The 21803-nt window shown below is 66.6% G+C and carries 17 protein-coding genes; 7 read left to right on the forward strand and 10 right to left on the reverse strand.

Annotation, left to right across the window (positions count from 1 at the left end):
• The 3 genes from hpnI to ispH form a co-directional block, all read right to left on the reverse strand.
• On the reverse strand, positions 1–1264 hold a 1264-nt coding region (hpnI, locus tag AC3WRI_RS29095), incomplete at its 3' end, for a bacteriohopanetetrol glucosamine biosynthesis glycosyltransferase HpnI (protein WP_492294592.1).
• Between the two features lie 11 nt (positions 1265–1275).
• The gene (gene hpnH / locus AC3WRI_RS29100) at positions 1276–2445 is read right to left on the reverse strand and encodes an adenosyl-hopene transferase HpnH (protein ID WP_010810966.1); all 1170 of its coding nucleotides are present in this window, start codon (positions 2443–2445) and stop codon (positions 1276–1278) included.
• Positions 2446–2466: 21 nt separating this feature from the next.
• On the reverse strand, positions 2467–3480 hold the full coding sequence (gene ispH, locus AC3WRI_RS29105; protein WP_492294593.1) for a 4-hydroxy-3-methylbut-2-enyl diphosphate reductase: 1014 nt from the start codon (positions 3478–3480) through the stop codon (positions 2467–2469).
• Positions 3481–3688: 208 nt separating this feature from the next.
• On the opposite strand from ispH, the gene hpnA reads away from it, so the two are divergent.
• Positions 3689–4696: a hopanoid-associated sugar epimerase gene (hpnA, locus tag AC3WRI_RS29110; protein ID WP_010810968.1), complete on the forward strand. Its 1008-nt coding sequence runs from the start codon at positions 3689–3691 to the stop codon at positions 4694–4696.
• A gap of 15 nt (positions 4697–4711) precedes the next feature.
• Here the strand turns inward: hpnA and AC3WRI_RS29115 are convergent, their stop codons facing one another.
• The 5 genes from AC3WRI_RS29115 to AC3WRI_RS29135 form a co-directional block, all read right to left on the reverse strand.
• Positions 4712–5854 (reverse strand): glycosyltransferase, encoded by a 1143-nt coding sequence (locus tag AC3WRI_RS29115; protein WP_492294595.1) that lies wholly within the window; start codon positions 5852–5854, stop codon positions 4712–4714.
• Between the two features lie 9 nt (positions 5855–5863).
• The gene (locus AC3WRI_RS29120) at positions 5864–6853 is read right to left on the reverse strand and encodes a hypothetical protein (RefSeq protein WP_011617686.1); all 990 of its coding nucleotides are present in this window, start codon (positions 6851–6853) and stop codon (positions 5864–5866) included.
• Positions 6854–6933: 80 nt separating this feature from the next.
• On the reverse strand, positions 6934–8313 hold the full coding sequence (locus tag AC3WRI_RS29125; protein WP_010810971.1) for an amino acid permease: 1380 nt from the start codon (positions 8311–8313) through the stop codon (positions 6934–6936).
• A 315-nt stretch (positions 8314–8628) separates the two neighbouring features.
• Positions 8629–9738, reverse strand: a complete 1110-nt coding sequence (locus AC3WRI_RS29130; protein ID WP_011617685.1) for an alkene reductase — start codon at positions 9736–9738, stop codon at positions 8629–8631.
• 108 nt (positions 9739–9846) lie between these two features.
• Positions 9847–10749 carry a LysR family transcriptional regulator gene (locus AC3WRI_RS29135; RefSeq protein ID WP_010810973.1) on the reverse strand — a complete coding sequence of 301 codons (903 nt, stop codon included), beginning with the start codon at positions 10747–10749 and terminating at the stop codon, positions 9847–9849.
• 103 nt (positions 10750–10852) lie between these two features.
• On the opposite strand from AC3WRI_RS29135, the gene dkgB reads away from it, so the two are divergent.
• Positions 10853–11656 carry a 2,5-didehydrogluconate reductase DkgB gene (gene dkgB / locus AC3WRI_RS29140; RefSeq protein ID WP_011617684.1) on the forward strand — a complete coding sequence of 268 codons (804 nt, stop codon included), beginning with the start codon at positions 10853–10855 and terminating at the stop codon, positions 11654–11656.
• Positions 11657–11663: 7 nt separating this feature from the next.
• Positions 11664–12785, forward strand: coding sequence for an alkene reductase (locus AC3WRI_RS29145; protein ID WP_011617683.1), 1122 nt, complete (start codon positions 11664–11666; stop codon positions 12783–12785).
• Between the two features lie 64 nt (positions 12786–12849).
• Here AC3WRI_RS29145 and AC3WRI_RS29150 read toward each other — a convergent pair whose 3' ends face one another.
• Positions 12850–16263 (reverse strand): adenylate/guanylate cyclase domain-containing protein, encoded by a 3414-nt coding sequence (locus AC3WRI_RS29150; RefSeq protein ID WP_454751061.1) that lies wholly within the window; start codon positions 16261–16263, stop codon positions 12850–12852.
• Positions 16264–16363: 100 nt separating this feature from the next.
• A complete protein-coding gene (locus AC3WRI_RS29155) occupies positions 16364–17569 on the reverse strand; it encodes a CaiB/BaiF CoA transferase family protein (protein WP_010810977.1) in 1206 nt (401 codons plus the stop codon).
• Between the two features lie 90 nt (positions 17570–17659).
• Here AC3WRI_RS29155 and AC3WRI_RS29160 point away from each other — a divergent pair, with 90 nt between their 5' ends.
• The 4 genes from AC3WRI_RS29160 to AC3WRI_RS29175 are packed head-to-tail and all read left to right on the forward strand — an operon-like array spanning position 17660 to position 21733.
• Positions 17660–18799 (forward strand): acyl-CoA dehydrogenase family protein, encoded by a 1140-nt coding sequence (locus tag AC3WRI_RS29160; protein ID WP_011617680.1) that lies wholly within the window; start codon positions 17660–17662, stop codon positions 18797–18799.
• Between the two features lie 8 nt (positions 18800–18807).
• Positions 18808–19953, forward strand: coding sequence for an acyl-CoA dehydrogenase family protein (locus tag AC3WRI_RS29165; protein ID WP_231881461.1), 1146 nt, complete (start codon positions 18808–18810; stop codon positions 19951–19953).
• On the forward strand, positions 19946–20725 hold the full coding sequence (locus AC3WRI_RS29170) for an enoyl-CoA hydratase/isomerase family protein (RefSeq protein WP_011617679.1): 780 nt from the start codon (positions 19946–19948) through the stop codon (positions 20723–20725). Before AC3WRI_RS29165 ends, AC3WRI_RS29170 begins: the two co-directional genes overlap by 8 nt.
• 45 nt (positions 20726–20770) lie before the next feature.
• Positions 20771–21733, forward strand: coding sequence for a tripartite tricarboxylate transporter substrate binding protein (locus AC3WRI_RS29175; protein WP_010810981.1), 963 nt, complete (start codon positions 20771–20773; stop codon positions 21731–21733).
• Positions 21734–21803: the final 70 nt, after the last annotated feature.

The following is a 21803-nucleotide window of genomic DNA, read 5'->3' on the forward strand; positions in this document are numbered from 1 at the left end:
CTCCCGCAGGCGGGAGAGGGGAGCGAACCGCCGCTGCGTTCAACGTCGTCACATCAACGGACGCTGCCGCAGGACGGCGTGCGGAATAACGCGATGGCGGCTCCCCGTCCGCCTGTTTTCTCCCCTCGCCCGCTTGCGGGAGAGGGGCGGGGGAGAGGGCAGGCGCTCGCCCGGAGTGCTGCCCATCATGTACCGGCAGCACCTGCTCGCGCCACCGCACGCGCTTGCCCGTCAGCGCAACGGCCCAGCCGGCCAGCAGCATCGCATCGCGCAACGGCGCGCGCAACGCAGCGGCCACGCTGCCCGCCATCATGCTGCGCGCGATCACGCCGAGGGTCGCCAGGGCAAGAACAGCAGGGAGCGGCGCCAGCAATACGCCCAGCACCAGCATCGGCCAGGTGAAGGTAATAAAGGTGAAGGCAAAACCCAGCGGATTGAGCGACCTTATCGTGCGCAGCCAGCGCACCTCATGCCGCCAAAGGTCGGCAAAGTGTTCCTCGGTGACATCGGTGCTGACCACCACGTCTGACAGCACCGTGCGCAACCCTTGTCGCCGCGTCAGCTCGCCCAGCCAGAAGTCATCCGCCAGCCGGTCCGCCAATACCTCGAACCCGCCGACCGAAACCAGCGCATCCCGCCGCAGCGCAATCGTCGCGCCAAAGGCAAAGCGTTGCGAGCCGCCCGCGTGGGCGATGCGCACCGACGGCGCGAACCAGTCGTTGATGAACTGCGCGCCGATGCGCGACCACCGCCCGCCAGTCGGATTGCCGCGGTAGAGGCAGGTGACCACGCCCACGCCGGCGTCGGCCAGCGGCGCGGTCACGCGCGCCAGGTAGTCGGGCGGCACGGTGATATCGCTGTCGGCGATCACCAGCACATCGTGCTTCGCTTGTGCGAACAGGTTGACCAGGTTGCTGACTTTCAGGTTGGTGCCGTGCACTTGCGGATCGACCACCAGCGCGATGTCGCACGCCGGGAAGTCGCGGCGCAGCCGTTCGACCACGGCGATGGCGGGATCGTCCGCGGCATGCACGCCGAATACCAGCTGGAACGACGGATGCCGCTGCCGGCACAGCGTGGCCAGGTTCTCGTGCAGCCGGGGCTCGGCGCCGCACAGCGGCTTGAGCACGCTGACCGGCGTCGTCGCGGTGCCGCCGCTTGCCGCCGGCGCGCGATGCGACAGCCAGGCCGCGGCCAGCGCATAGGCCGCCGACACGCAGGTCAGCGCAGCGCCTGGGAGGGGGGCGGCAAGTTCCGCGGCCATCGGCAGTGCAGTCAGTGCGTGGCCGCGGCGTTGGCCTCGGCCGGCCGCGGCCGGTTGGCGCGCGGTTTCGCGCGCTGGATTTCCTCGAGCTTGATCTCGACGTGGCGCGAGAACACGTATTCCGCCGGCCGCTGCCGGTCCAGCGCAATATCGGGCGCCATCGGCCCGCTGGTGCGCACGCCGCGCAGGCTCACGCCCAGCGCCTTGAGCGGATGGGCAAAGGTGTCGGCCACGGCGGTGGCCTCATAGCCGCTGTGCACCATGCAGTCGGCGCACTTCTCGTAGTTGCCGGTGCCGTAGGCGTCCCAGTCGGTTTCTTCCATCAGCTCGCGGAAGGTGGCGGCATAGCCCTCGCCCACCAGGTAGCACGGACGCTGCCAGCCGAATACGGTGCGCGCCGGGTTGCCCCACGGGGTGCAGTGGTAGGTCTGGTTGCCGGCCAGGAAGTCCAGGAACAGCGTCGACTGGCTGAAGGCCCAGTTCTTGCCGGCGCGGCCGCGGCTGAGGATGTCGCGAAACAGCTGGCGGGTCTTGCCGCGGTTCAGGAAGTGCTGCTGGTCCGGCGCGCGTTCATAGGCATAGCCAGGCGACACGGTGATGCCGTCCACGCCCAGCGCCTTGACCGAGTCGAAGAACTTCGCCACGCGCTCGGGCTGGGCATCGTTGAACAGCGTGCAGTTGATATTTACGCGGAAACCCCGTTGCTTGGCCAGCCGGATTGCCTCGACGCAGCGGTCGTACACGCCTTCCTGGCACACCGAGCGGTCATGCATCTCGCGGTCGCCGTCCAGGTGCACCGACCAGATGAAATACGGGCTGGGCTGGTACTGGTCCAGCTTCTTTTCCATCAGCAGCGCATTGGTGCACAGGTAGACGAACTTGCGCCGCGCGATGATGCCTTGCACGATCTGCGGCATGTCCTTGTGCAGCAGCGGCTCGCCGCCGGCGATGGACACCACCGGGGCACCGCATTCATCCACCGCCTCCAGGCATTCCTGCACCGACAGGCGCTGGTTCAGGATGGGATCCGGATAATCGATCTTGCCGCAGCCTGAGCACGCCAGGTTGCAGCGGAACAGCGGTTCCAGCATCAGGGCAAGCGGATAGCGCTTCTGTCGCGACAGATGCTTGCCGACGATGTAGGCGCCCACGCGGGCGACCTGCAGTAGCGGAATAGCCAAGGCAGCTTCCTCTGGTTGGGTTCAGCCGGCGATATTCTCGTTGGCGGTGGCCGGTGCGGCCGCGACTGCGGCGGGTTCCTTGCCGGCCTTGCGCGGGGCCGATTGCGGCTTTACGTCGGCCAGTTCGGGCGGCAGCCGGAACTCGGCATGTTCCTCGCGCCCGGCCATGGTGGTGACATCCACCGGGCCCAGCCGGCGCAGCGCGTTGATCACGTCCTCGACCATTTCCTCGGGGGCGGAGGCGCCGGCGGTGATGCCCACCACGTTGGCGTCGCGCACCCAGGCGGGGTCTAGCTCGGCGCCTTCGGCGATCAGGTAGCTGGGCACGCCGCTTTCAGTGCCGATCTCGCGCAGGCGGTTGGAGTTGGAGCTGTTCGTCGCGCCGATCACCAGGATCACGTCGGCCAGCTTGCACAGGTCGCGCACCGCGCTCTGGCGGTTCTGCGTGGCGTAGCAGATATCGCGCGTATCGGGACCGACCAGGTTGCTGAAGCGGCGCCCGAGCGCGGCGATGATATTGCGGGTGTCGTCCACGCTCAGCGTGGTCTGCGTGACATAGGCGACCGGGGTGTCGGCGGGCAGGTCCAGCTGCGCGACCTCGGCCTCGTTCTGCACCAGGATCACCTTGCCCGGGATCTGGCCCATGGTGCCTTCCACTTCCGGGTGGCCGGCATGGCCGATCAGGATCACGGTGCGGCCGCTGGTCGCGTACTGGCGGCCCTGGGTATGGACCTTGATCACCAGCGGGCAGGTGGCGTCGATGGCATGCAACTGGCGCTGGCTGGCATCGGCGATGACCTCGCGCGAGACCCCATGCGCGCTGAAGATCGTCACGGCGCCGGTCGGGACTTCGTCCAGTTCTTCGACGAAGCGCGCCCCCTTGTCCTTCAGTCCCTCTACGACGTGCTTGTTGTGCACGATCTCATGCCGCACGAACACCGGGGCGCCATGCTTGACGAGGGCGCGGTCGACGATCTCGATCGCGCGCACCACGCCAGCGCAGAAGCCCCGGGGCTGAGCAAGAATCACCTGCATAGAGTAAGCCCCCCGACCCTTTGCAACGGGTTTCAGTGTTTGGGATGGCGGGACAGGAAATGCACCGGCATCCACCGGAGATCCACCGCAGATCACATTTCCGTCGCACGGTGGTTACTATATACCCGACACGCCGGCTTTGTCTGGAGGCGCCTTGGCCAGCGCGAGGCTGGCCCGGGGCGACTCCGCCTCACGGGAAAACGGGTTTATGACGAAAAACGATGACGTGCTGGTGACAGGCGCCTCGGGCTTTCTGGGCTCGGCGGTGGCGCGCAGGGCGCTGGCACGCGGCTTCCGGGTGCGCGTGCTGGTGCGCCCGCAAAGCCCGCGCGCCAACTTGGCCGGGCTGCCGGTGAGCGTGGCGGAAGGCGACATGCGCGACGCCGGCGCGGTGGCTGCCGCGCTGCAGGGCGTGCGCTACCTGTTCCATGTGGCCGCCGACTACCGGCTGTGGGCGCCGGACCCCGAGGAGATCGTGCGCACTAACGTCGACGGCACCCTGGCCGTGATGGAGGCCGCGCAGCAGGCCGGCGTCGAGCGGGTGGTCTATACCAGCAGCGTGGCGACGCTGCGCGTGGCCGGCGCGCGGGCGCCGGTGGACGAGACCGCGGCGCTGCGCCCGCACGAGGCCATCGGCGCCTACAAGCGCAGCAAGGTGCTGGCCGAGCGCGTGGTCGAAAAACTGGTGGCCGAGCGCGGCCTGCCGGCGGTCATCGTCAACCCGTCCACTCCGATCGGCCCGCGCGACGTGCGGCCGACGCCGACCGGGCGCATCATCGTCGAGGCGGCCACGGGCAAGATCCCCGCCTTTGTCGATACCGGCCTGAACCTGGCGCATGTGGATGACGTGGCCGAAGGGCATTTCCTGGCGCTGGAACGCGGCCAGGCCGGCGAGCGCTACATCCTGGGCGGCCAGGACGTGATGCTGCAGCAGATGCTGCGTGACATCGCGCAGCTGTGCGGCCGGCGCCCGCCGACCATGCAGCTGCCGCGCTGGCCGCTGTACCCGCTGGCGTACGGGGCGGAGGCGGCGGCACGCTTTACCGGCAAGGAGCCGTTCATCACTGTAGATGGACTCAATATGTCCCGGTACCGGATGTTCTTTACATCAGACAAGGCGCGCAAGGTGCTGGGCTATCAGCCGCGGCCATACCAGGAGGGTTTGCGGGACGCGCTGGAGTGGTTCCGGGCGCAGGGGTATCTCGACAAGCGCTAAGCTGGCAGGGAGCGCTCAGGACCGCACCGGCGCCTGCGCCCGGCCCTTCCACTGCCCGCCGCGCCGCAGCCAGTAGCGCCGTGCCGAGTCGATGGTTGCCCCCAGGTAGAACAGCGCCGTGACCGGCAGCAGCGGCGCCAGCCACGCCGGCTGCCGGTATTCGCGCAGCATCGGCAGGTAGGCCAGGGTCATCGCGCCCCAGGCCAGCCATGCCGGCCACAGCCGCCAGCCGAGCGCCAGCACCGGCGGCACCAGGTAGGTCAGCACCATGCCCGCCACCGCGCCGGCCAGCAGCGGCGGCGAGTAGCGCAATTGCGTATAAGCGCTGCGCGCGATCATGTCCCACAGGCTGCGCCAGTCGTTGTAGGGCCGCAACGACACGCTGTCGTCGGCCAGGTCCAGCCGGATCGCGCCGCCGGGCTTGATGCGCGCGGCCAGGCTGCAGTCGTCGATCAGCTCGCCGCGGATGGCGGCAAAGCCGCCAATGCGCGCCAGCGCCGCGCGGCTGGCCAGCATGCAGCCCCCGGCCGCGGCCGCCACGCGGCAGCGGGCATCGCGCACGCGGGCGAAGGGGTAGAGCTTGGCGAAGAAGAAGACAAAGGCCGGCACGATCAGCCGTTCCCAGGCGGATTCGCAGCGCAGCCGGACCATCAGCGAGACCAGGTCGCGCCGTTCGTGCCCGGCGCGCGCCACCAGACCGGCCAGCACGCCGGGGCCGTGCCAGATATCGGCATCGGTCAGCCAGACGTAGCGGGCCTGCGGGGCGATGCGGTCGGCCGCGGCCAATCCTTCGGACTGCGCCCAGACCTTGCCGCTCCAGCCGGCCGGCAGCTCGCGAGCGCCGATCACGGTCAGCCCCCGCGGGCGCGCGGTGGCCGCGGCGGCGGCGCGGGCGATATCGGCGGTGCCGTCCTGGCTGTGGTCGTCCACCACCACCAGCGCCAGCCGGCCCCGGTAGCGCTGGCCCAGCACGCCGGCCACGGCGCGGCCGATCACGTCGGCCTCGTTGCGGGCGGGGATGACCGCGACCACCTCCGGCCAGGCTGCGGGATCCGGTGCGGCAGCCGGCTTGCGCACGCGCCAGAAACCCGCGCGGGCAAAGATCAGCACCAGCCAGACCGCCAGCGACAGCAGCGACAATGCCAACGCAAGGTGCATGGGCCGGCCCTACTTGACGAAGCGCCGCGCCAGCCGGGCCAGCCGCGGCACGGTTTCCGGGCGCAGCAGGCGCGCGTCGTAGCCGGCCATGCGCCGGTCGTTCTCGGCCAGGCACAGGTCGATCATCGCGCCCGGCGTCAGGGCTTCGCCCAGCGCCGCCGAGCCGTTCATGGTGAAGTTGGCGTCCTGGGCCACGCCGTCGGTGTCGATGCCGCGCGCGATGCCGATGCGCTCCCAGACCAGGAAGGCCCACACCCGCGCCACCTTCAGCGCAAACAGCGGACGGCGCCACCACGGCAGGGTGCGCCGGTACCAGGCGGCCCAGTTGACGAAGAACAGGATATGCCGGCCTTCCTCCTGGATCACCGGCTCGAAGGTCTCGACCAGCTCGGCGGGGAAGAAGCCGGAGCGCCTGGCCGCGGCGAACAGGCCGAAGGCGAAGAAGCTGTCGATGCACTCGCTGTAGCCGGTAACCAGCCAGCCCCATTCCGGATCGTCCGGGGGCGGGTAGTCAGGCTCGGGCGCGAGCGCGATGCCGTAGGCCTCGACCAGTTTCGACAGCACCACCTTGTGGCGCGCCTCTTCGCCGCCGTCCATTTCCAGCGCGATGCGCAGCAGCGGATCGCTGACGGTCTGGGCAAAGGTCTTGACTCGGATCGAGGCGCGGCCCTCGGTCTGCACGGCGATATCCCAGATCGGCAGCGAGGTGACGCGGTGCAGGGCCTCCGGCGACAGCTTCGGCCAGTCGATCACGGCGGGTTTGTAGGGGTTGTGGGTCTGCAGCAGCATATTGCAGAACATCTGCAGGTGCTGCGCGGAGCCGATGCGTACCGGCCCCGCGGTGGGGTCGGTCCAGTGGCGCATGGCATGGTCGGCCTGCTCGACGGCAGTGCGCGCGACCGTATCGGCAACCGCGATGGCGCGGGCCTCGGCATCGGCGGCGCTGTTGCGCGGCGGCGCAGCCGCCGCGTTGCCAGCAACCTCAGTGGTCTCGGACATTCGGCCCCCTGGCGTTGGATTGCCCGGGAGCCATTGTAGCGAGGCGCGCCGGCCGGCGCACCCCGCTGGCTACGGCAAGCTCAGGCGCGGTAGCTGACTGGCCCGCGCGAGCGCATGTCCAGCGCGTAGTAGCACACCGTCAGCAGCACCAGCCAGCCCGGGCCCACGTACAGCGCCACGCGGGTCTCCGGGAAGTAGGCCATCAGCGCCACCACCAGCGCCAGGAAGGCCAGCGCGATGTAGGAGCCATAGGGCCAGAACGGCATGCGGAAGGCCAGCGCCTTGCGCTCGGCCGCCGACAGGCTGCGGCGGAACTGGATCTGCGTGACCAGGATGATGGCCCAGGTCCAGACCGCGCCGAAGGTGGAAATCGCCGTCACCCAGACGAAGACCTGCTCGGGCACCAGGTAATTGAGCAGCACGCCGCACAGCAGCGCGGCGATCGACACCAGCAGCGCGCGGCGCGGCACGCCATTGCGGTCGACCTTGGCAAAGGCCTGCGGCGCCTGGCCCTGCTGCGCCAGGTTGTACAGCATGCGCCCGGTGCTGAAGATGCCGCCATTGCACGACGACAGCGCCGCGGTCAGCACCACGAAGTTGATGATGCCGGCGGCGGTCTTGATGCCCAGCCGCTCGAAAGTCAGCACGAACGGGCTGCCCTGGGCGCCGATCTCGTTCCACGGGTACAGCGACAGGATCACGAACAGCGCACCCACGTAGAAGATCAGGATGCGCCAGAACACCGAGTTGATCGCGTCAGGGATCGACTTCTTCGGGTTGCGCGCCTCGCCGGCGGTCAGGCCGATCATCTCCACGCCGAGGTAGGCGAACATCACCATCTGCAGCGACATCAGCACGCCGGAGGCGCCGTTGGGCATGAAACCGCCGTGCGCCCACAGGTTCGAGATGCCGGTGGCGATACCGCCGTTGCCAAAGCCGAACACGATCATGGCGCCGCCGCCGATCAGCATCAGCACGATGGTGACGATCTTGATCATGGCGAACCAGAACTCGAACTCGCCATAGGCCTTGACCGCCATCAGGTTGACCGAGCCCATTGCCGCCAGCGCGGCCAGCGCCCAGATCCAGCGCGGCACGTCGGGGAACCACATGCCCATGTAGATGGCCACGGCGGTGATCTCCGCCACGCAGGTCACCAGCCACAGGAACCAGTAGTTCCAGCCGGTCAGGTAGCCGGCCAGCGGGCCCATGTGGTCCTGCGCGTAGCGGCAGAACGAGCCGGCCACCGGGTTGTGCACGGCCATTTCGCCCAGCGCGCGCATGATCAGGAAGATCACCGCGCCGCCGATCAGGTAGCCCAGCATGATGGCGGGGCCGGCCATCTTGATGGCATTGCCGGCGCCCAGGAACAGGCCCACGCCGATGGCCGAACCCAGCGCCATCAGCCGGATATGCCGTTCGCCCAGGCCGCGTTGCAGATGTTCTGCGCTTGCACTCATGTGTCGTTGTCTCCGTGTCATCAGAAAGGCCGCGCCGGCCTTCGTGGGGCCGGCGGGAGCAGCTATTTTCTCGTCCGCGGCGGGCCGTAAACGGAAAATAGCGGGCAGGTTAATCAGATAACGCGGGTATTTGTTGCTGAATTCGTGGTGAAAATCAGGAAAAATTGCTGACGACCTGAGCGGCGACACCCCCGCGCGCAATCGTGTGGCTCGATGGACTGAGTGCAGCCTTGCTATCCGTGTGCGGACACCCGCCCCGCCCCGGGCGGCTGCCCGAAGCGCCGCGTGAAGCTGCGCGAGGTGGTCTGGCGCAGTTCAGGCTGCGGCGGCGCCGTCGTAGGCGGGATAGTCCGTGTAGCCCTCGGCGCCGCCACCGTAGTGGTGCGCGCGGTCCGACGAGGCCAGCGGCCAGTTGTTCTCAAGCCGGGCAACCAGATCGGGGTTGGCGATGAACGGCTCGCCGAAGGCGGCAATGTCGATCAGGTCATCGGCAATCAGCTGCTCGGCGCGTGCGCGTGTCATGCCACCCGCAAGGATCAGCGCACCCGTGAAGCGACGTCGGAACCTTGCCAGGAAGTCGCCCGGCGTGGCCGAGCTGCCGCGCGTGCTCTGGTCCATGAGGTGGACGTAGGCGATATTCCGCTTCGAGAGCTCGTCGGCCAGATGGAGATAGGTCTGCTCCAGCTCAGGGTACTCGGCCATGTCGCCCAGTCCGCCATAGGGAGACAGGCGGATGGCCGTGCGATGCGCGCCGATCCGGGCTGCCACGGCGTCGATGGCAGCCAGTACAAAGCGGGTACGGCCTTCCAGCGTGTCGCCACGGAATTCGTCGGTGCGGTCGTTCACCGTCGGGTTCAGGAACTGTTCGATCAGGTAGCCATTGGCACCGTGAAGTTCCACGCCGTCGAAGCCGGCGGCGATCGCATTGGCCGCGGCTTCCGCGAAATCGGCGATTACGCCGTAGACCTCACCGCTGGCCAGCGCGCGCGGCGCGGATACATCGACCGCACCGGGCGTGCCGTCGGCGGTATAGCCCCAGGCCTTGGTGTTCTTCGCAACCTGGTCGGTTGCGCTGACCGGCTGGATGCCGCCAGGCTGGATCGAGACGTGGCTCACCCGGCCGACGTGCCAGAGCTGCGTGAAGATCGTTCCGCGCTTCGCATGCACCGCGTCGGTCACCTTGCGCCAGCCTTCAACCTGTTGCGGCGTGTAGAGGCCCGGATTGAACAGGAATCCCTGCGCGCTGGGCGAGATCACCGTGCCTTCGGTCACGATCAGGCCGGCGTCGGCACGCTGGCCGTAGTAGAGCGCGTTGAGATCGTTGGGCACCCCGTCCGGGTTGCGCGAACGGGTCAGCGGCGCCATGGCGATCCGGTTGGATAGCGTTTGCTCGGCCATGGCAAAGGGCTTGAAGAGGGGGCTCATTTGTGCTCCAGGGAATGGGTTTCGATGGAGCGCAGTTTGCCCGGTTCATCTTTGCAGATTAAGCCGTGTATCGGTCAAATACTTTTGATCTGGCATCAAATATGAAAACTAGCTCTCGAACGGCTTCTGGCCAAGCACCTTGACCACATACTCGACAAAGCAGGTGATGCGGGACGCCAACGCGGTGTTGCGATAGTAGACCGCGTTGATCGACTGGCGCACATCGAGGGTCTGTTTCGCAAACAGCTGCACCAGCCGCCCGTCTTGCCGATCGTCGCGCGTCATGAAGTCCGACAGGCAGGCAATGCCCTGGCCGTTCAGGGCCAGGCTCCGGAGGGTCTCGCCGCTGGACGAGGCGATGGTTGGCTTGATATGCAGCACGCTGCCGTCGTCGTCGCGCAGCGGCCAGTCGTTCAGCGATTCCGGCTGCGTGAAGCCCAGCAGCGCATGCTGCGCGAGCTGCGCCGGCTTGGTGGGCGTGCCGTGGCGCTTCAGGTAGCCGGGACTGGCCAGGATGCGGATTCGGCTGGTGCCGATGGGGCGCGCATGCAGCGTTGAGTCCTTCAGCTGGCCGATGCGGAACGCCACATCGGTGCGCTTTTCGATCAGGTCGATGATGCCTTCGTTCGAGTTGAGTTCCAGTTCCACTTCCGGGTAGCTGGCGCGAAAGCCCTCCAGCAGCGGCACGATCACATGCAGCATGAACGGCGTTGCCGCATCCACCCGCAAGCGCCCAACCGGCCGCAGGCGGCGCGCCGCGATCTGCTCTTCCGCCTCGTCAACCATCGCCAGGATGGCGCGGGCGTGTTCCAGGAATGCCGCCCCTTCCTCGGTCAGCTCCAGCCGCCGCGTGGTTCGCCGCAGCAGCGTGGTCTGCAGTTTCTCCTCCAGCCGGCCCAGGGTGCGGCTGGCGGCGGAGACCGTCAGCTTGAGCTGCTCGGCGGCCGCCGTGATCGAGCCGGTGTCCACCACGGCGGCAAAGGCCAGCAGTTCGTCGATGGTCGTCTTCATTATTGATTTCAAATCAAATGAATTTCCCTTATACACGGCTTTATCCGCAAAGGTAAGGGCGGCAAACTGCGTGCATTCGAGTTTCCTTCATAGGAGTTGCACCATGAGCGTTCCTTCATTTGGTGTCGGGACTTTCCGCCTGACCGGCCAGGCCGTGATCGATTCGGTGCGCAACGCGCTGGACCTGGGCTATCGCGCCGTCGATACGGCACAGATCTACGGCAACGAGGCCGACGTCGGCCAGGCTATCGCCAAGGCCGGCGTGAAGCGCGATGAACTGTTTGTGACCACCAAGATCTGGACGGCGAACTACGCCGCCGGCAAGCTTGTGCCGAGCCTGCGCGAAAGCCTGGACAAGCTGCGCACCGACTACGTCGACCTGACCCTGATCCACTGGCCGGCGCCGGGCAATGGCGTGGCGCTGCCCGAATACATGGCGGCGCTGGCCGAAGCCAAGGCGCTGGGCCTGACGCGGCAGATTGGTGTTTCCAACTTCAATATCGCACTGACGAAGCAGGCGCTCGATGCGGTTGGCAAGGGCGAAATCGCCACCAACCAGATCGAACTGAGCCCCTATCTGCAGAACCACAAGCTCGCCGCGTTCCTGAAGGAGCAGGGCATCGCCGTGACGTCGTACATGACGCTGGCCTACGGCAAGGTGCTGAAGGACCCGGTGCTGGCGCAGATCGCGAACAAGCACCGCGCCACCGTCGCGCAGGTTGCGCTGGCATGGGCGCTGCAACTCGGCTATGCGGTGATTCCATCGTCGACCAGGCGCGAGAACCTGGCCAGCAACCTGCTGGCGCGCGACCTGAAGCTCGACGCCGACGACATGGCCCAGATCGCCGCGCTGGAGCGCAACGGCCGCGAGGTCAGCCCCGAGGGCCTGGCCCCGGCCTGGGACTGAGGAGGCCATGATGTCCGATACACACGATCCGCTGTTCCAGCCGCATTCGCTGGGTGCCCTCACGCTGCCCAATCGCATCGTGATGCCGCCGATGACGCGTTCGCGCGCAAGCCAGCCCGACGACGTGCCGAACGAACTGATGGCCGAGTACTACGCGCAACGCGCCAGCGCCGGCCTGATCGTCAGCGAGGGCACCTGGATTTCGCCGCTCGGCAAGGGCTATGCGTGGACGCCCGGCATCCACACGCCGGCGCAGGTCGCCGGCTGGCGCAAGGTCACCGCTGCCGTGCATGAAGCGGGCGGTCGCATCTTCGCGCAGCTCTGGCACGTGGGCCGCCTGAGCCATGTCAGTCTGCTCGATGGCCACGCACCGGTGTCGTCGTCCGCCATCCCGGCGCACGGTGTGAACGTGTTCGTCGCCGATCAGGATGGCAAGCCGGGCTTCGTGCAGGCATCCCACCCGCGCGCGCTCAAGGTGGAAGAGATCCACGCCATCGTCGACGAATTCCGCCAGGCCGCGCGCAACGCGATGGCGGCCGGCTTCGACGGTGTGGAACTGCACGCGGCCAACGGCTATCTGGTCAACCAGTTCATCGACTCGGAAGCCAACAACCGTACCGACGAATATGGCGGCTCGCTAGAAAACCGCCTGCGGTTCCTGGGCGAGGTGACGCAGGCGCTGATCGAGGGCACGGCCAGCAAGGACCGGGTCGGTATCCGCCTGGCGCCGCTGACCACGCTCAATGGCTGCGTCGACGCCGATCCGGAAACCACCTATGCGGCCGCGGCAAAGCTGCTCGGCGAGCTGGGCGTGGGCTACATCCATATCGCCGAGGCCGACTGGGACGATGCACCGCATATGCCCGCCGCATTCAAGCAGCGGCTGCGCGAGGTGTATCGGGGCACGCTGATCTACGCCGGCAAGTACACCGCGGAACGTGCGCAGGCCGCGCTGAACGAGGGATGGGCCGATCTGATTGCCTTCGGCCGGCCGTTCGTGGCCAACCCCGACCTGCCGGAGCGCCTGCGCGCTGGCGCGACGCTCAACCCCCATGACCGCGACACGCTGTTTGGTGGTGGCGCACGCGGGCTGACCGACTATCCCGCACTGGCCGCCAGGGCGGCCTGAGTGGAAATCAGGAGATTCAGAATGTAAACACTGGCGCAAATCGCCGCTGGCGGCGAAATCGTCATCAACGGCATGCCGCCACGACGTCGCGCATGTCCGCGCTGTCCAGCCCTTCGGTAAATGCGCCGCGGATCTGGTCCAGCAGTTGCCTGGCCGGCTCGGGCCTGCCCTGGCGTTGCCAGAGCCGTGCAAGGCTCAGTGAGGCCCGCAACTCCAGCGACCTGGCATTCTGCTTGCGGGCTACCGTGATCGCCTGGTGAAAACACGCTTGCGCGTCATCTTCAGACAGAAGGCCATCAGAACGGCAGCCGTGAAGGATCATCTCGCCCTTGACCCGATGCCACTCAGCTTCGCAATAGTGCTCACCGGTCCTTTGCACCGCGTCTTGCGCTTCGGCTAGCGCGTCCAGGGCTGAATCCACCTGTCCCATGCGTGCGTAGATCTGCGCCAACAGTTGCTGGAAGTGCGAATGCCCCAGCGCCGCGCCGGTAGCGTGGTACGCCGCCAGCCCCTGGCGCATCTGCGCGATGCCTTGCTCATGCTGCCCTTGCTCGGCCAGGGCCCAACCGCGCAGGAAGGTCGACCAGGCAAGCCACACGGGGAAGCCCTGCTCGCTTGAGAGCGCGATGGCCGCGTCGGCGCACTCGAGCGTGAGCCTTGGGTCGCAGCGGAACTGGTGCAGCTCGGCCGCCAGGCAGAGGCCATGCGCGAGACTGAAGGGATGGCACAGCTGCCGGGCCAGCGTGAGCGAACTCTGTGCTCGCTTGCAGGCCTGGTCCGGATAGCCGAGATTCCACAGGACCAATGCCGAAAAGGATAGCGCCCGTGACTCCGGGTCGACGCCATGCATATTCACATGGACGTGATCCGGTTTGGCGCCATAGAGGGCGAGCGCATCTCGCAGGTGGCCATCGGAGGCCCTGAACTTCCCGCAGTAATACAAGGTCGTGGCGAGCGAGACATGGGCCTCGCCCAATAGCTCCGGGTCCTGCGTCTTCCTGGCCTGGGCAAGCAGTTGCTTGCCCAGCTTGTAAGCCTTGCGATGCTCGGCGCGCAGGGAGAAATACGTGCGCAGGCCGACCAGCGTGGGAAAAAGCTGCGGGGTCTCCCCGACCTCGCCGCACAGCGCCAGGGCACGGCTGTAAGTGGTTTCGACCTCGGACGAGGCAAAGCCCCTGGCGGCGATCAGCGCCGGCCCGATGGCAAGGCGCAGCGTGAGTTCCTGGCGGGCGCGTTCGGGCGAATCGGGCTGGCGCTGGAGCAATTCCAGCGCGGCATTCAGGTGGCGGATCGCTTCGTGGTACGCGGAGCGCTGCACTGCCTGCTGGCCGGTGCACTGCAGGTACTCGACGGCCTTCGGTTCATTGCCGCTCAGGCTGTAGTGCCGGGCCAGCTCGCTGTAGTGATCCTTCAGCTGATGCTGGAACAGGGCTTCGATTGCCTGCGCCGTGCGTTGGTGCAGCGCGGTGCGCTCCTCGGTCAGCAGCGAGCTGCCGGCGACTTCCTGGGTCAGCGCATGCTTGAACATGTACTCCGTATCCGGGAATGCGGGCCGCTCGTAGATGAATTCGCCGGCCTCCAGCCTGGCCAGCAGCGGCTGCAACTGTTCCTCCGGCTGGGAGACCACGCGCTGGATCAGGCTCAGGGAAAACTCCTTGCCGATCACGGCAAGGCTCTGCAGCAAGTCTTTCTCGGGGCGGGGCAGCCGGTCGATGCGGGCGGCCAGTACGCCCTGGACCGTGGTGGGAATATGCAGCGCGATCGGGGTCTGCTCGATCCGGTAGTGGCCAGGTTCGCCGAGCAGGGCCTTCTCCTCGGACAAGGTCTGCACCACTTCCTCCATGAAGAATGGATTGCCCTCGGTCTTGTCCAGGATGAGCCGCTTGAGCGGCATCAGCGCGGGATCGTCGCCAAGCAGCGCGGCGAGCAGTTCCTGGGCCTCGGCCTGGCCCAGCGGATCGAGCCGTAGCTCGGTGTAGCGGTCCGGCTGATGTCGGCCATGCTGGTACTCGGGCCGATAGTTGAGCAGCAGCAGGATCCTGGCACCTGGCAGGTGGCTGGCGAGGACATCCAGGAACGCCTCGGTCTCGCTGTCCAGCCATTGCAGGTCCTCGAAGATCAACTCGAGCGGCTGGTTGTGGCTCTCTCGGACCAGCAGGCGCGTGATTGCGTCGAAGGTGCGCTGGCGCCGGATGCGGGGATCCATGTTCGGCAATGCCGAACCCGGCTCGCTGATACCCAGCAGGAAAAGCAGGTAAGGCAGCAGCTCTTCCAGTGTGCGGTCCAGCATCAGCATCCTGCCGGCGACCTTCTCGCGGCACCTGCGCTCATCATCGAGCGGCTCGATCTGGAAATAATTCTTCACCAGGTCGATCAGCGGCAGGTACGCGAACGACTTGCCGTGCGACACCGAGAAGGTCTCAAGCACCATGCAGCCGCGCTGCGACAGCACCTTGAACTCATGGAACAGCCGTGACTTGCCGACCCCGGCCTCGCCGACCACGCCCACGATCTGCCCGTGTCCCGCCTTGGCCCGCTCCAGCGCGTCACGCAATTGCGCCAGCTCACCCTCGCGGCCTACGAACTGCGCCAGGCCGCGGCGTTGCGCCACCTGCAGGCGCGTGCGCAACACGCCCAGGCGCAACACTTCATACACGGCAAGCGGCTCCCTAATGCCCTTCACCTGGGTTGCGCCCAGGGCCTTGAAGTCGAAATACCCCTCCGTCAGCTTGCAGGTCGCCTCGCTGACCAGAATGGACGACGGCGTGGCGATGCTTTCCATCCGCGAGGCAATGTTGATCGTGTGTCCTACCGGATCGTAGTCGGTATGCAGGTCGTCGCGGCGGATGGACCGCACCACCACCTCGCCGGTGTGGATGCCCACCCGGATCTGGAGCGGTATGCCTTGCTCCAGGCGGATGCGGTCGCCGTGGCGGCGCATCGCTTCCTGCATCCGCAGCGCCGCATACAGCGCGCGCTGCGGGTGGTCTTCATGCGCGATGGGCGCACCGAACAGGGCCAGTATGCCGTCGCCCAGCGACTTGGCGACATAGCCTTCGTAGTGGTGCACGGCCTCCATCATCAGCGCGATCACGGGATCGATCAGGCGGCGCGCTTCTTCCGGGTCCAGGTCGTGGATCAGCGCCGTGGAACCCGCCATGTCGGCGAACAGCGCCGTGATGGTCTTGCGCTCGCCGGCGGTCGCGCCCCTGGCTTCCATCGCCGCCTGCTGCGCCAGGATGCGTTCGACCAGGTGGCGTGGGGTGTAGTCGATGGGAGCGGGCGCCGCCGTCAGCTGGTTTTCATCGGAAGGGCCGACAGTGGGTAAGGCCAGCGATGCGCCGCATGCGGTACAAAACCTGTCGGCCGAACCCGAGTCGTGGCCACAGTGCGGGCAGCGTCGGCCCAGTCGTGATCCGCAATCCTTGCAGAACCTCGCGTCAGGAGGGTTCTCGGATCCGCAGTTTGTGCAGTGCATACAGACCTCGTCACTTCAGGTCCCTTCTCTTGATGATTAGACGCTTTCTCCACTTTGGGATCAATGGGCGGCTGCTTGGCCGTGTTTTTCAGGTTCGGCTTCAATTCGAACATTTCACGGACCTGGAACCCAAGACCCGCTCAGTATCCTCGCCGAGACGAGGGGCAGGCTTATAGATGGAAGCAGGCGACCTGGAGAACAGGGCCGTCGGGCGGGTGGTTACCACGTCGCCTTCGGTGGGGTGCGTCATGGTCTGGAACAGCCCGGTGCTTTGTACCTGGGGATGGGTCTGGATGGTGTGGATGGAATACATTTCCGCGACCGGGATATCCATCTCGCGGCACACGTCCATCATCTCTTTTGTGGTGTACCGCGCGGTGATGTTGCGCAGCTCCGCATAGATCGCCTGGATGTTCTTGTTGCGCTCGATCCGGCTGCTGATGTTGAACTGTTCGATGAATTCGCCGCGCCCGAAGCGGTGAAAGAAGGCCTTCCAGTGCTGCTCCGTATAGGGCAGCAGGGCGATGTACCCGTCCTTGGTGGGCGAGGGCTTGCGGCCGCCCTTGAGCAGGCGCGCATAGCCGGCGTCGCCAATGGGCGGCTGAAAGCCGTGGCCGCCCAGATGCTCCGTCATCGTGAAGGCGACCATTGTCTCGAACATCGGCACTTCGACGTACTGGCCTTCGCCGGTGCGGACCTTGTGGACGATCGCGCCCAGGATGGCGTTGGCCGTGGCCAGGCCCGCGATCTTGTCGGCCAGCAGGGTGGGCGGGTAGTCAGGGACGCCGCTTTCGTGTCCCACCAGATGGGCCAGGCCGCAGGCGCCCTGGATGATGTCGTCGAATGCGGGCTGGCCGGCAAAGGCGCCGCCCTCGCCAAAGCCGGTGGCGGCGCAGTAGACGATGCCCGGGTTGATCTGCGCCACCGAATCGTAGCCGAACCCCAGCCGCTCGATCGCCTTGATGCGGATGTTGTGCACCAGCACGTCGCAGCGGCCGATCAGCTGGCGTAGCTGTGCCTTGCCTTCTTCCGCCTTGAGGTCGATGCACACCGAACTCTTGTTGCGGTTGATATTCATGAAGGTGGAACTCATGCCGGGCGTGCGGCTCACGCCGTTTGCACGCATCAGGTCGCCCTCGGGAGGTTCTACCTTGATCACCTCGGCGCCATAGTCCGCCAGCACCTGGGTGGCGACGGGACCCAGTACCACCGCGGTCAGATCCAGCACGCGGATACCGGCAAGAGGGCCTCGGGGAGCGGTGGCGTCCGGCTTCTTCTGGTCGTTCGTCATGTCGCTTGCGTTCATGGTTGCCTCGCTTCTCATCGTTATTACCTAGAGCAGATTCGTTGTATCCACTCTATAGTGTTGCTTGTTAGCAAGCAAGTAAGGATAAACATGGATACGTTGCACGTCACGGTCGGGGACCTGCCACCCGAATGCGAGGCGCTCCGGGAGGAGGCAAGAGCCTTTGCCAGGGAGCACATCACAAAGTATTCACGCGTCGAGCGGGCATACAACTGGGCCGGCCGCGACCCGGATTTCTCCAGGAAGATGGGCGAAAAGGGGTGGCTCGGCATGACCTGGCCAACCGACATCGGCGGCGGCGGAAAGAGCATGCTGGAGCGCTATGTGATGCTGGAGGAACTGCTGGCCGTAGGTGCCCCGATGGGCGCGCACTGGGCCGCCGACCGCCAGATGGGGCCGCTGCTCATCCGCTACAGCCGCGACCAGCTTGCTCCCAAAATCATCCCGCAGATCCGCCGGGGCGAGGCGTTCATTTGCATCGGCATGAGCGAGCCGGACTCGGGCTCGGACCTCGCTTCCATCCGGACCCGCGGCACCAAGGTCGAAGGCGGCTGGAAGATCAACGGCCGCAAGGTGTGGACCTCGGGCGCGCACCATGCGCACTACATGGTGGCCCTGGTGCGCACCAGGGAACGTGGCGATGACCGCCACGCCGGCATGAGCCAGATCTTCATCGAGATGGACCGCCCCGGCGTGACGGTGCGGCCCATCGTCTCGCAGCTCGGCACGCGCATCTTCAACGAAGTGATCCTCGACGACGTGTTCGTGCCCGATGACCACCTGGTGGGCGAGGAGGGCAAGGGCTGGAGCCAGGTGATCAATGAACTGAAGTACGAGCGATCGGGCGCGGAGCGCTTCCTGAGCAGCACGCAACTGCTGCTGGAGATGCTCGATGCGGCGCAGGCAGGCAACCGTCAGCAGGCCGTGGCCATCGGCAAGGTGATCGCGCGCTATGCCACCTTGCGCCAGATGTCGCAGGGCATCGCACTGATGATGGCCGAGGGGCAGGACCCGTCGCTGGCCGCCTCCATCGTCAAGGACCAGGGGGCGCTGCTGGAGCAGTCGCTGCCCGACATTGCCTACGAGGTATTCCCCGACAGACTGGGGGATGGAAGCGAGTTCGACCAGGTGCTGAACCTGGTGACGCTGGCGGCGCCATCGTTCTCACTGCGAGGGGGCACGAGAGAGATTTTGCGCGGAATTATTGCGAAAGGACTGGGGCTGCGATGAGCGACAACATGATTGAAGAAACCGTCAAGCGACTGCTGGCCAACGAGGTGAGCCGCGAGCTGCTGACCGCTGTCGAGACCGGTGAATTTGCCGGCGCACTGTGGCAAGCCATCGCCGACGCCGGCATGACCAAGATTCTCTGCCGCGAGGCGCATGGCGGCATCGAGGCCTCGTGGCCGGAAGCGTTGTCCCTGTTCTACCAGGTCGGCTATACCCAGGCGCCGGTGCCGCTGTCGCAGGCGGTGGTGGGGCAGTACCTGGCATCGCGCAGCGGGCTGGACCTGGCGGCCGGCAGCGTGATTGCGCTGGCCGCCGGCGCGCAGACGCGGGCACTGGCACTGACCGGCAATGAGGCGGGGACGCCCGCCACCCTCACCGGCACGATGACAGCGGTGAAGTGGGCGCGCCATGCCCATTGGCTGGTGGTGGAGGCGGCAGGCCATGTCTGCCTGGTGGATGCCAAGGGGACTGGCGTGCGGGTGGAGCCAAAGGCCGATGCCGCATCGCTGCCGGCCGACACGGTGGTGCTTGACCATGCCCCCGTGGCGCATGTGCTGCCTGCTGGCATTTCCGGGCTGAGCCGGCCGCTGGAAGTGTTCTACGCCGCCACCACCGCCGCGCAGCTGACCGGCGCGCTGGATTACGCGCTGGACCTGGCGGTGCAGTATGTGAAGGACCGCGTGCAGTTTGGCAAGCCCATCGGCAAGAACCAGGCTATCCAGCAGCAGATTGCCGTGCTGGCCGGCGAAGTGGCCTGCAGCTACGCGGCTGCGGCCACCGCACTGCGCGATCTGCCCGCCATGCAGGAGGACAGCGCGCCCCAGGCTGAATTCAGCGCCGCGGTCGCCAAGGTGACGGCCAGCGACGCGGTGCGCACGGGTGCCTCGATTGCGCACCAGGTGCATGGCGCCATTGGCTTTACCTACGAATACCCGCTGAACTTTGCCACGCGGCGCCTGTGGGCCTGGCGTGCCGAGGCCGGCAGCAGCACCGAATGGGCAGAGCGCCTCGGCCAGGCGTTCATCCAGGCAGGCTCGGACCAGTTCTGGCCGCACCTGACCGCGCGCACCCTGCCGTCGGCGGATGCCCCGGCAACGCCGGCTGACCACCAAGCCCAACCCACGCATGCAGAAAGGACCGCCACCCATGTCTGAGACGCCGAACCAGGCCATCCTGACCAGCCGCGACGGCCATGTTGCCATCATCGAGCTGAACCGCCCGCCGCACAATTTCTTTGATGTGGAGATGATTGCCCGGATTGCCGACGAGCTGGACCGGCTGCAGGCCGACAAGACCTGCCGTGCGGTGCTGCTGCAGGCGGGCGGCAGCGCGTTCTGCGCGGGGGCGGATTTTTCGCGGCGCAATGGCGCGGAGGGGCGCAGCGCCTCGCGCATTAATCCCATCTATCTGGAGGCACTGCGCATCTTCAGTTTCAGCAAGCCGATTGTGGCCGCCATCGAGGGCGCGGCCGTGGGTGGCGGCCTTGGCCTGGCGCTCGCGGCGGACTTCCGGGTGTCATGCGCAAAGGCCCGGTTTTCGGCCAACTTCAACCGGCTCGGGATTCACCCTGGCTTCGCGCTCTCTTACACCCTGCCGGCGCTGATCGGCAAGCAGATGGCGGCGTGGTTGCTGTACACCGGCGCCCGCGTAGATGGCGCCCGCGCCAGTGAGCTGGGGCTGGTGGACTTCATCGTCCCCGAGGCGGAGGTGCGCACCGCCGCGATGGCACTGGCCCGGGAAATGGCCACTTCATCGCCGCGTGCGTTGCAGTCCACCCGCCAAACCTTGAAAGCGGACTCGCTCAGCCACATCCGCAACGCCATCTCGCGCGAGAGCGCGGAGCAGGCTACCCAGTTTGCGGGGCCGGACATGGCCGAGGGCGTGAAGGCCATGGCCGAAAGGCGGCTGCCGGTCTTTGAAGACTGAATCCGGCCAAGGCCAAACCATTTCGATATACAGGAGACAAGCACCATGCAACGGAGACAATTTGGCGCCACGCTGCTGGCGGGCGCGGCAGCGTTGGGTTTCCCCTACATCGCCCGGGCGCAGGGCAAGGCGATTCGCGTCATCGTGCCCTTCACGGCGGGCAGCGGCTCGGACGAGGGCGCGCGCTTTTACGCGGAGCTGATCGGCAAGGCGCTGGGACGCTCCATCGTGGTCGAGAACAAGCCGGGGGCCAGCGGCCTCATCGCCGTGCGCACTGTGCTGGCGGAGCCGGCGGACGGCAACACCATCCTGCTGGGCAGTAACTCGCTGATCGCGGTGAACCCGGTGATGGTGAAGGACCTGGGCTACGACCCGTTCAAGGACCTGGTGCCGCTGCACGGCCTGGCGATCTCCGCCGCCGCTTTTGTGGCCGGCAACGATTCACCCTACAACAGCATTGCGGATGTGGTGGCCCGCTACAAGGCCACGGGCAACCCGATCTCGATCGGCAATTATTCCGAAGGCTATCGCCTGGTAGGCGAGTGGCTGGCGCAGGTAACGGGTATCAAGACCACGCCCGTGCCGTACAAGGGCGGAGCGCCCATGGTGACGGACCTGATCGGCAACCGGCTGGACATCGCCCTCAACGACATCACCGGCATCGCCCCCATGGAAAAGGCCAAGAAGCTCCGCGTGCTCGCGATTACCGGCGGGGCGCGCGACAAGCTGTTGCCGAATGTCCCGACGATGAAGGAACTGGGCTATGCGGACTTTGAATCCTACGTGTGGTCGTCCTTCTCGATGAAGGCCGGCACCCCGCAGGACAAGCTCAAGGAGCTTGCCGCAGCGATTTCCGCCGCGCAAGGGACCGAGGCGGCAAAGGCATACCAGTCCAAGCGCGCGGGTACCTTTTTGAAGAAGGCGCTCGGCGAATTGGGGGAATTCCAGCGTGCGGAATACCTGCGCTTCAAGGGTGTGGCGGAAAAAGCCAATATCCGGCCGAGTTGAGCGCCTGGCCTTACTGCTGCGCCGGAAACTGCGCACGCAGGGCCTTGTGTCGACGCAGTTCTGAAAAGTG

This window comes from Cupriavidus sp. FW305-27 (assembly GCF_058787995.1).

Coding starts and splice junctions, on each gene's coding strand:
- ispH (WP_492294593.1), bottom strand. CDS start 3,480: ATGCAGGTGATTCTTGCTCAGCCCCGGGGCTTCTGCGCTGGCGTGGTG.
- hpnA (WP_010810968.1), top strand. CDS start 3,689: ATGACGAAAAACGATGACGTGCTGGTGACAGGCGCCTCGGGCTTTCTG.
- AC3WRI_RS29115 (WP_492294595.1), bottom strand. CDS start 5,854: ATGCACCTTGCGTTGGCATTGTCGCTGCTGTCGCTGGCGGTCTGGCTG.
- AC3WRI_RS29120 (WP_011617686.1), bottom strand. CDS start 6,853: ATGTCCGAGACCACTGAGGTTGCTGGCAACGCGGCGGCTGCGCCGCCG.
- AC3WRI_RS29125 (WP_010810971.1), bottom strand. CDS start 8,313: ATGAGTGCAAGCGCAGAACATCTGCAACGCGGCCTGGGCGAACGGCAT.
- AC3WRI_RS29130 (WP_011617685.1), bottom strand. CDS start 9,738: ATGAGCCCCCTCTTCAAGCCCTTTGCCATGGCCGAGCAAACGCTATCC.
- AC3WRI_RS29135 (WP_010810973.1), bottom strand. CDS start 10,749: ATGAAGACGACCATCGACGAACTGCTGGCCTTTGCCGCCGTGGTGGAC.
- dkgB (WP_011617684.1), top strand. CDS start 10,853: ATGAGCGTTCCTTCATTTGGTGTCGGGACTTTCCGCCTGACCGGCCAG.
- AC3WRI_RS29145 (WP_011617683.1), top strand. CDS start 11,664: ATGATGTCCGATACACACGATCCGCTGTTCCAGCCGCATTCGCTGGGT.
- AC3WRI_RS29150 (WP_454751061.1), bottom strand. CDS start 16,263: ATGCACTGCACAAACTGCGGATCCGAGAACCCTCCTGACGCGAGGTTC.
- AC3WRI_RS29155 (WP_010810977.1), bottom strand. CDS start 17,569: ATGAACGCAAGCGACATGACGAACGACCAGAAGAAGCCGGACGCCACC.
- AC3WRI_RS29160 (WP_011617680.1), top strand. CDS start 17,660: ATGGATACGTTGCACGTCACGGTCGGGGACCTGCCACCCGAATGCGAG.
- AC3WRI_RS29165 (WP_231881461.1), top strand. CDS start 18,808: ATGATTGAAGAAACCGTCAAGCGACTGCTGGCCAACGAGGTGAGCCGC.
- AC3WRI_RS29170 (WP_011617679.1), top strand. CDS start 19,946: ATGTCTGAGACGCCGAACCAGGCCATCCTGACCAGCCGCGACGGCCAT.
- AC3WRI_RS29175 (WP_010810981.1), top strand. CDS start 20,771: ATGCAACGGAGACAATTTGGCGCCACGCTGCTGGCGGGCGCGGCAGCG.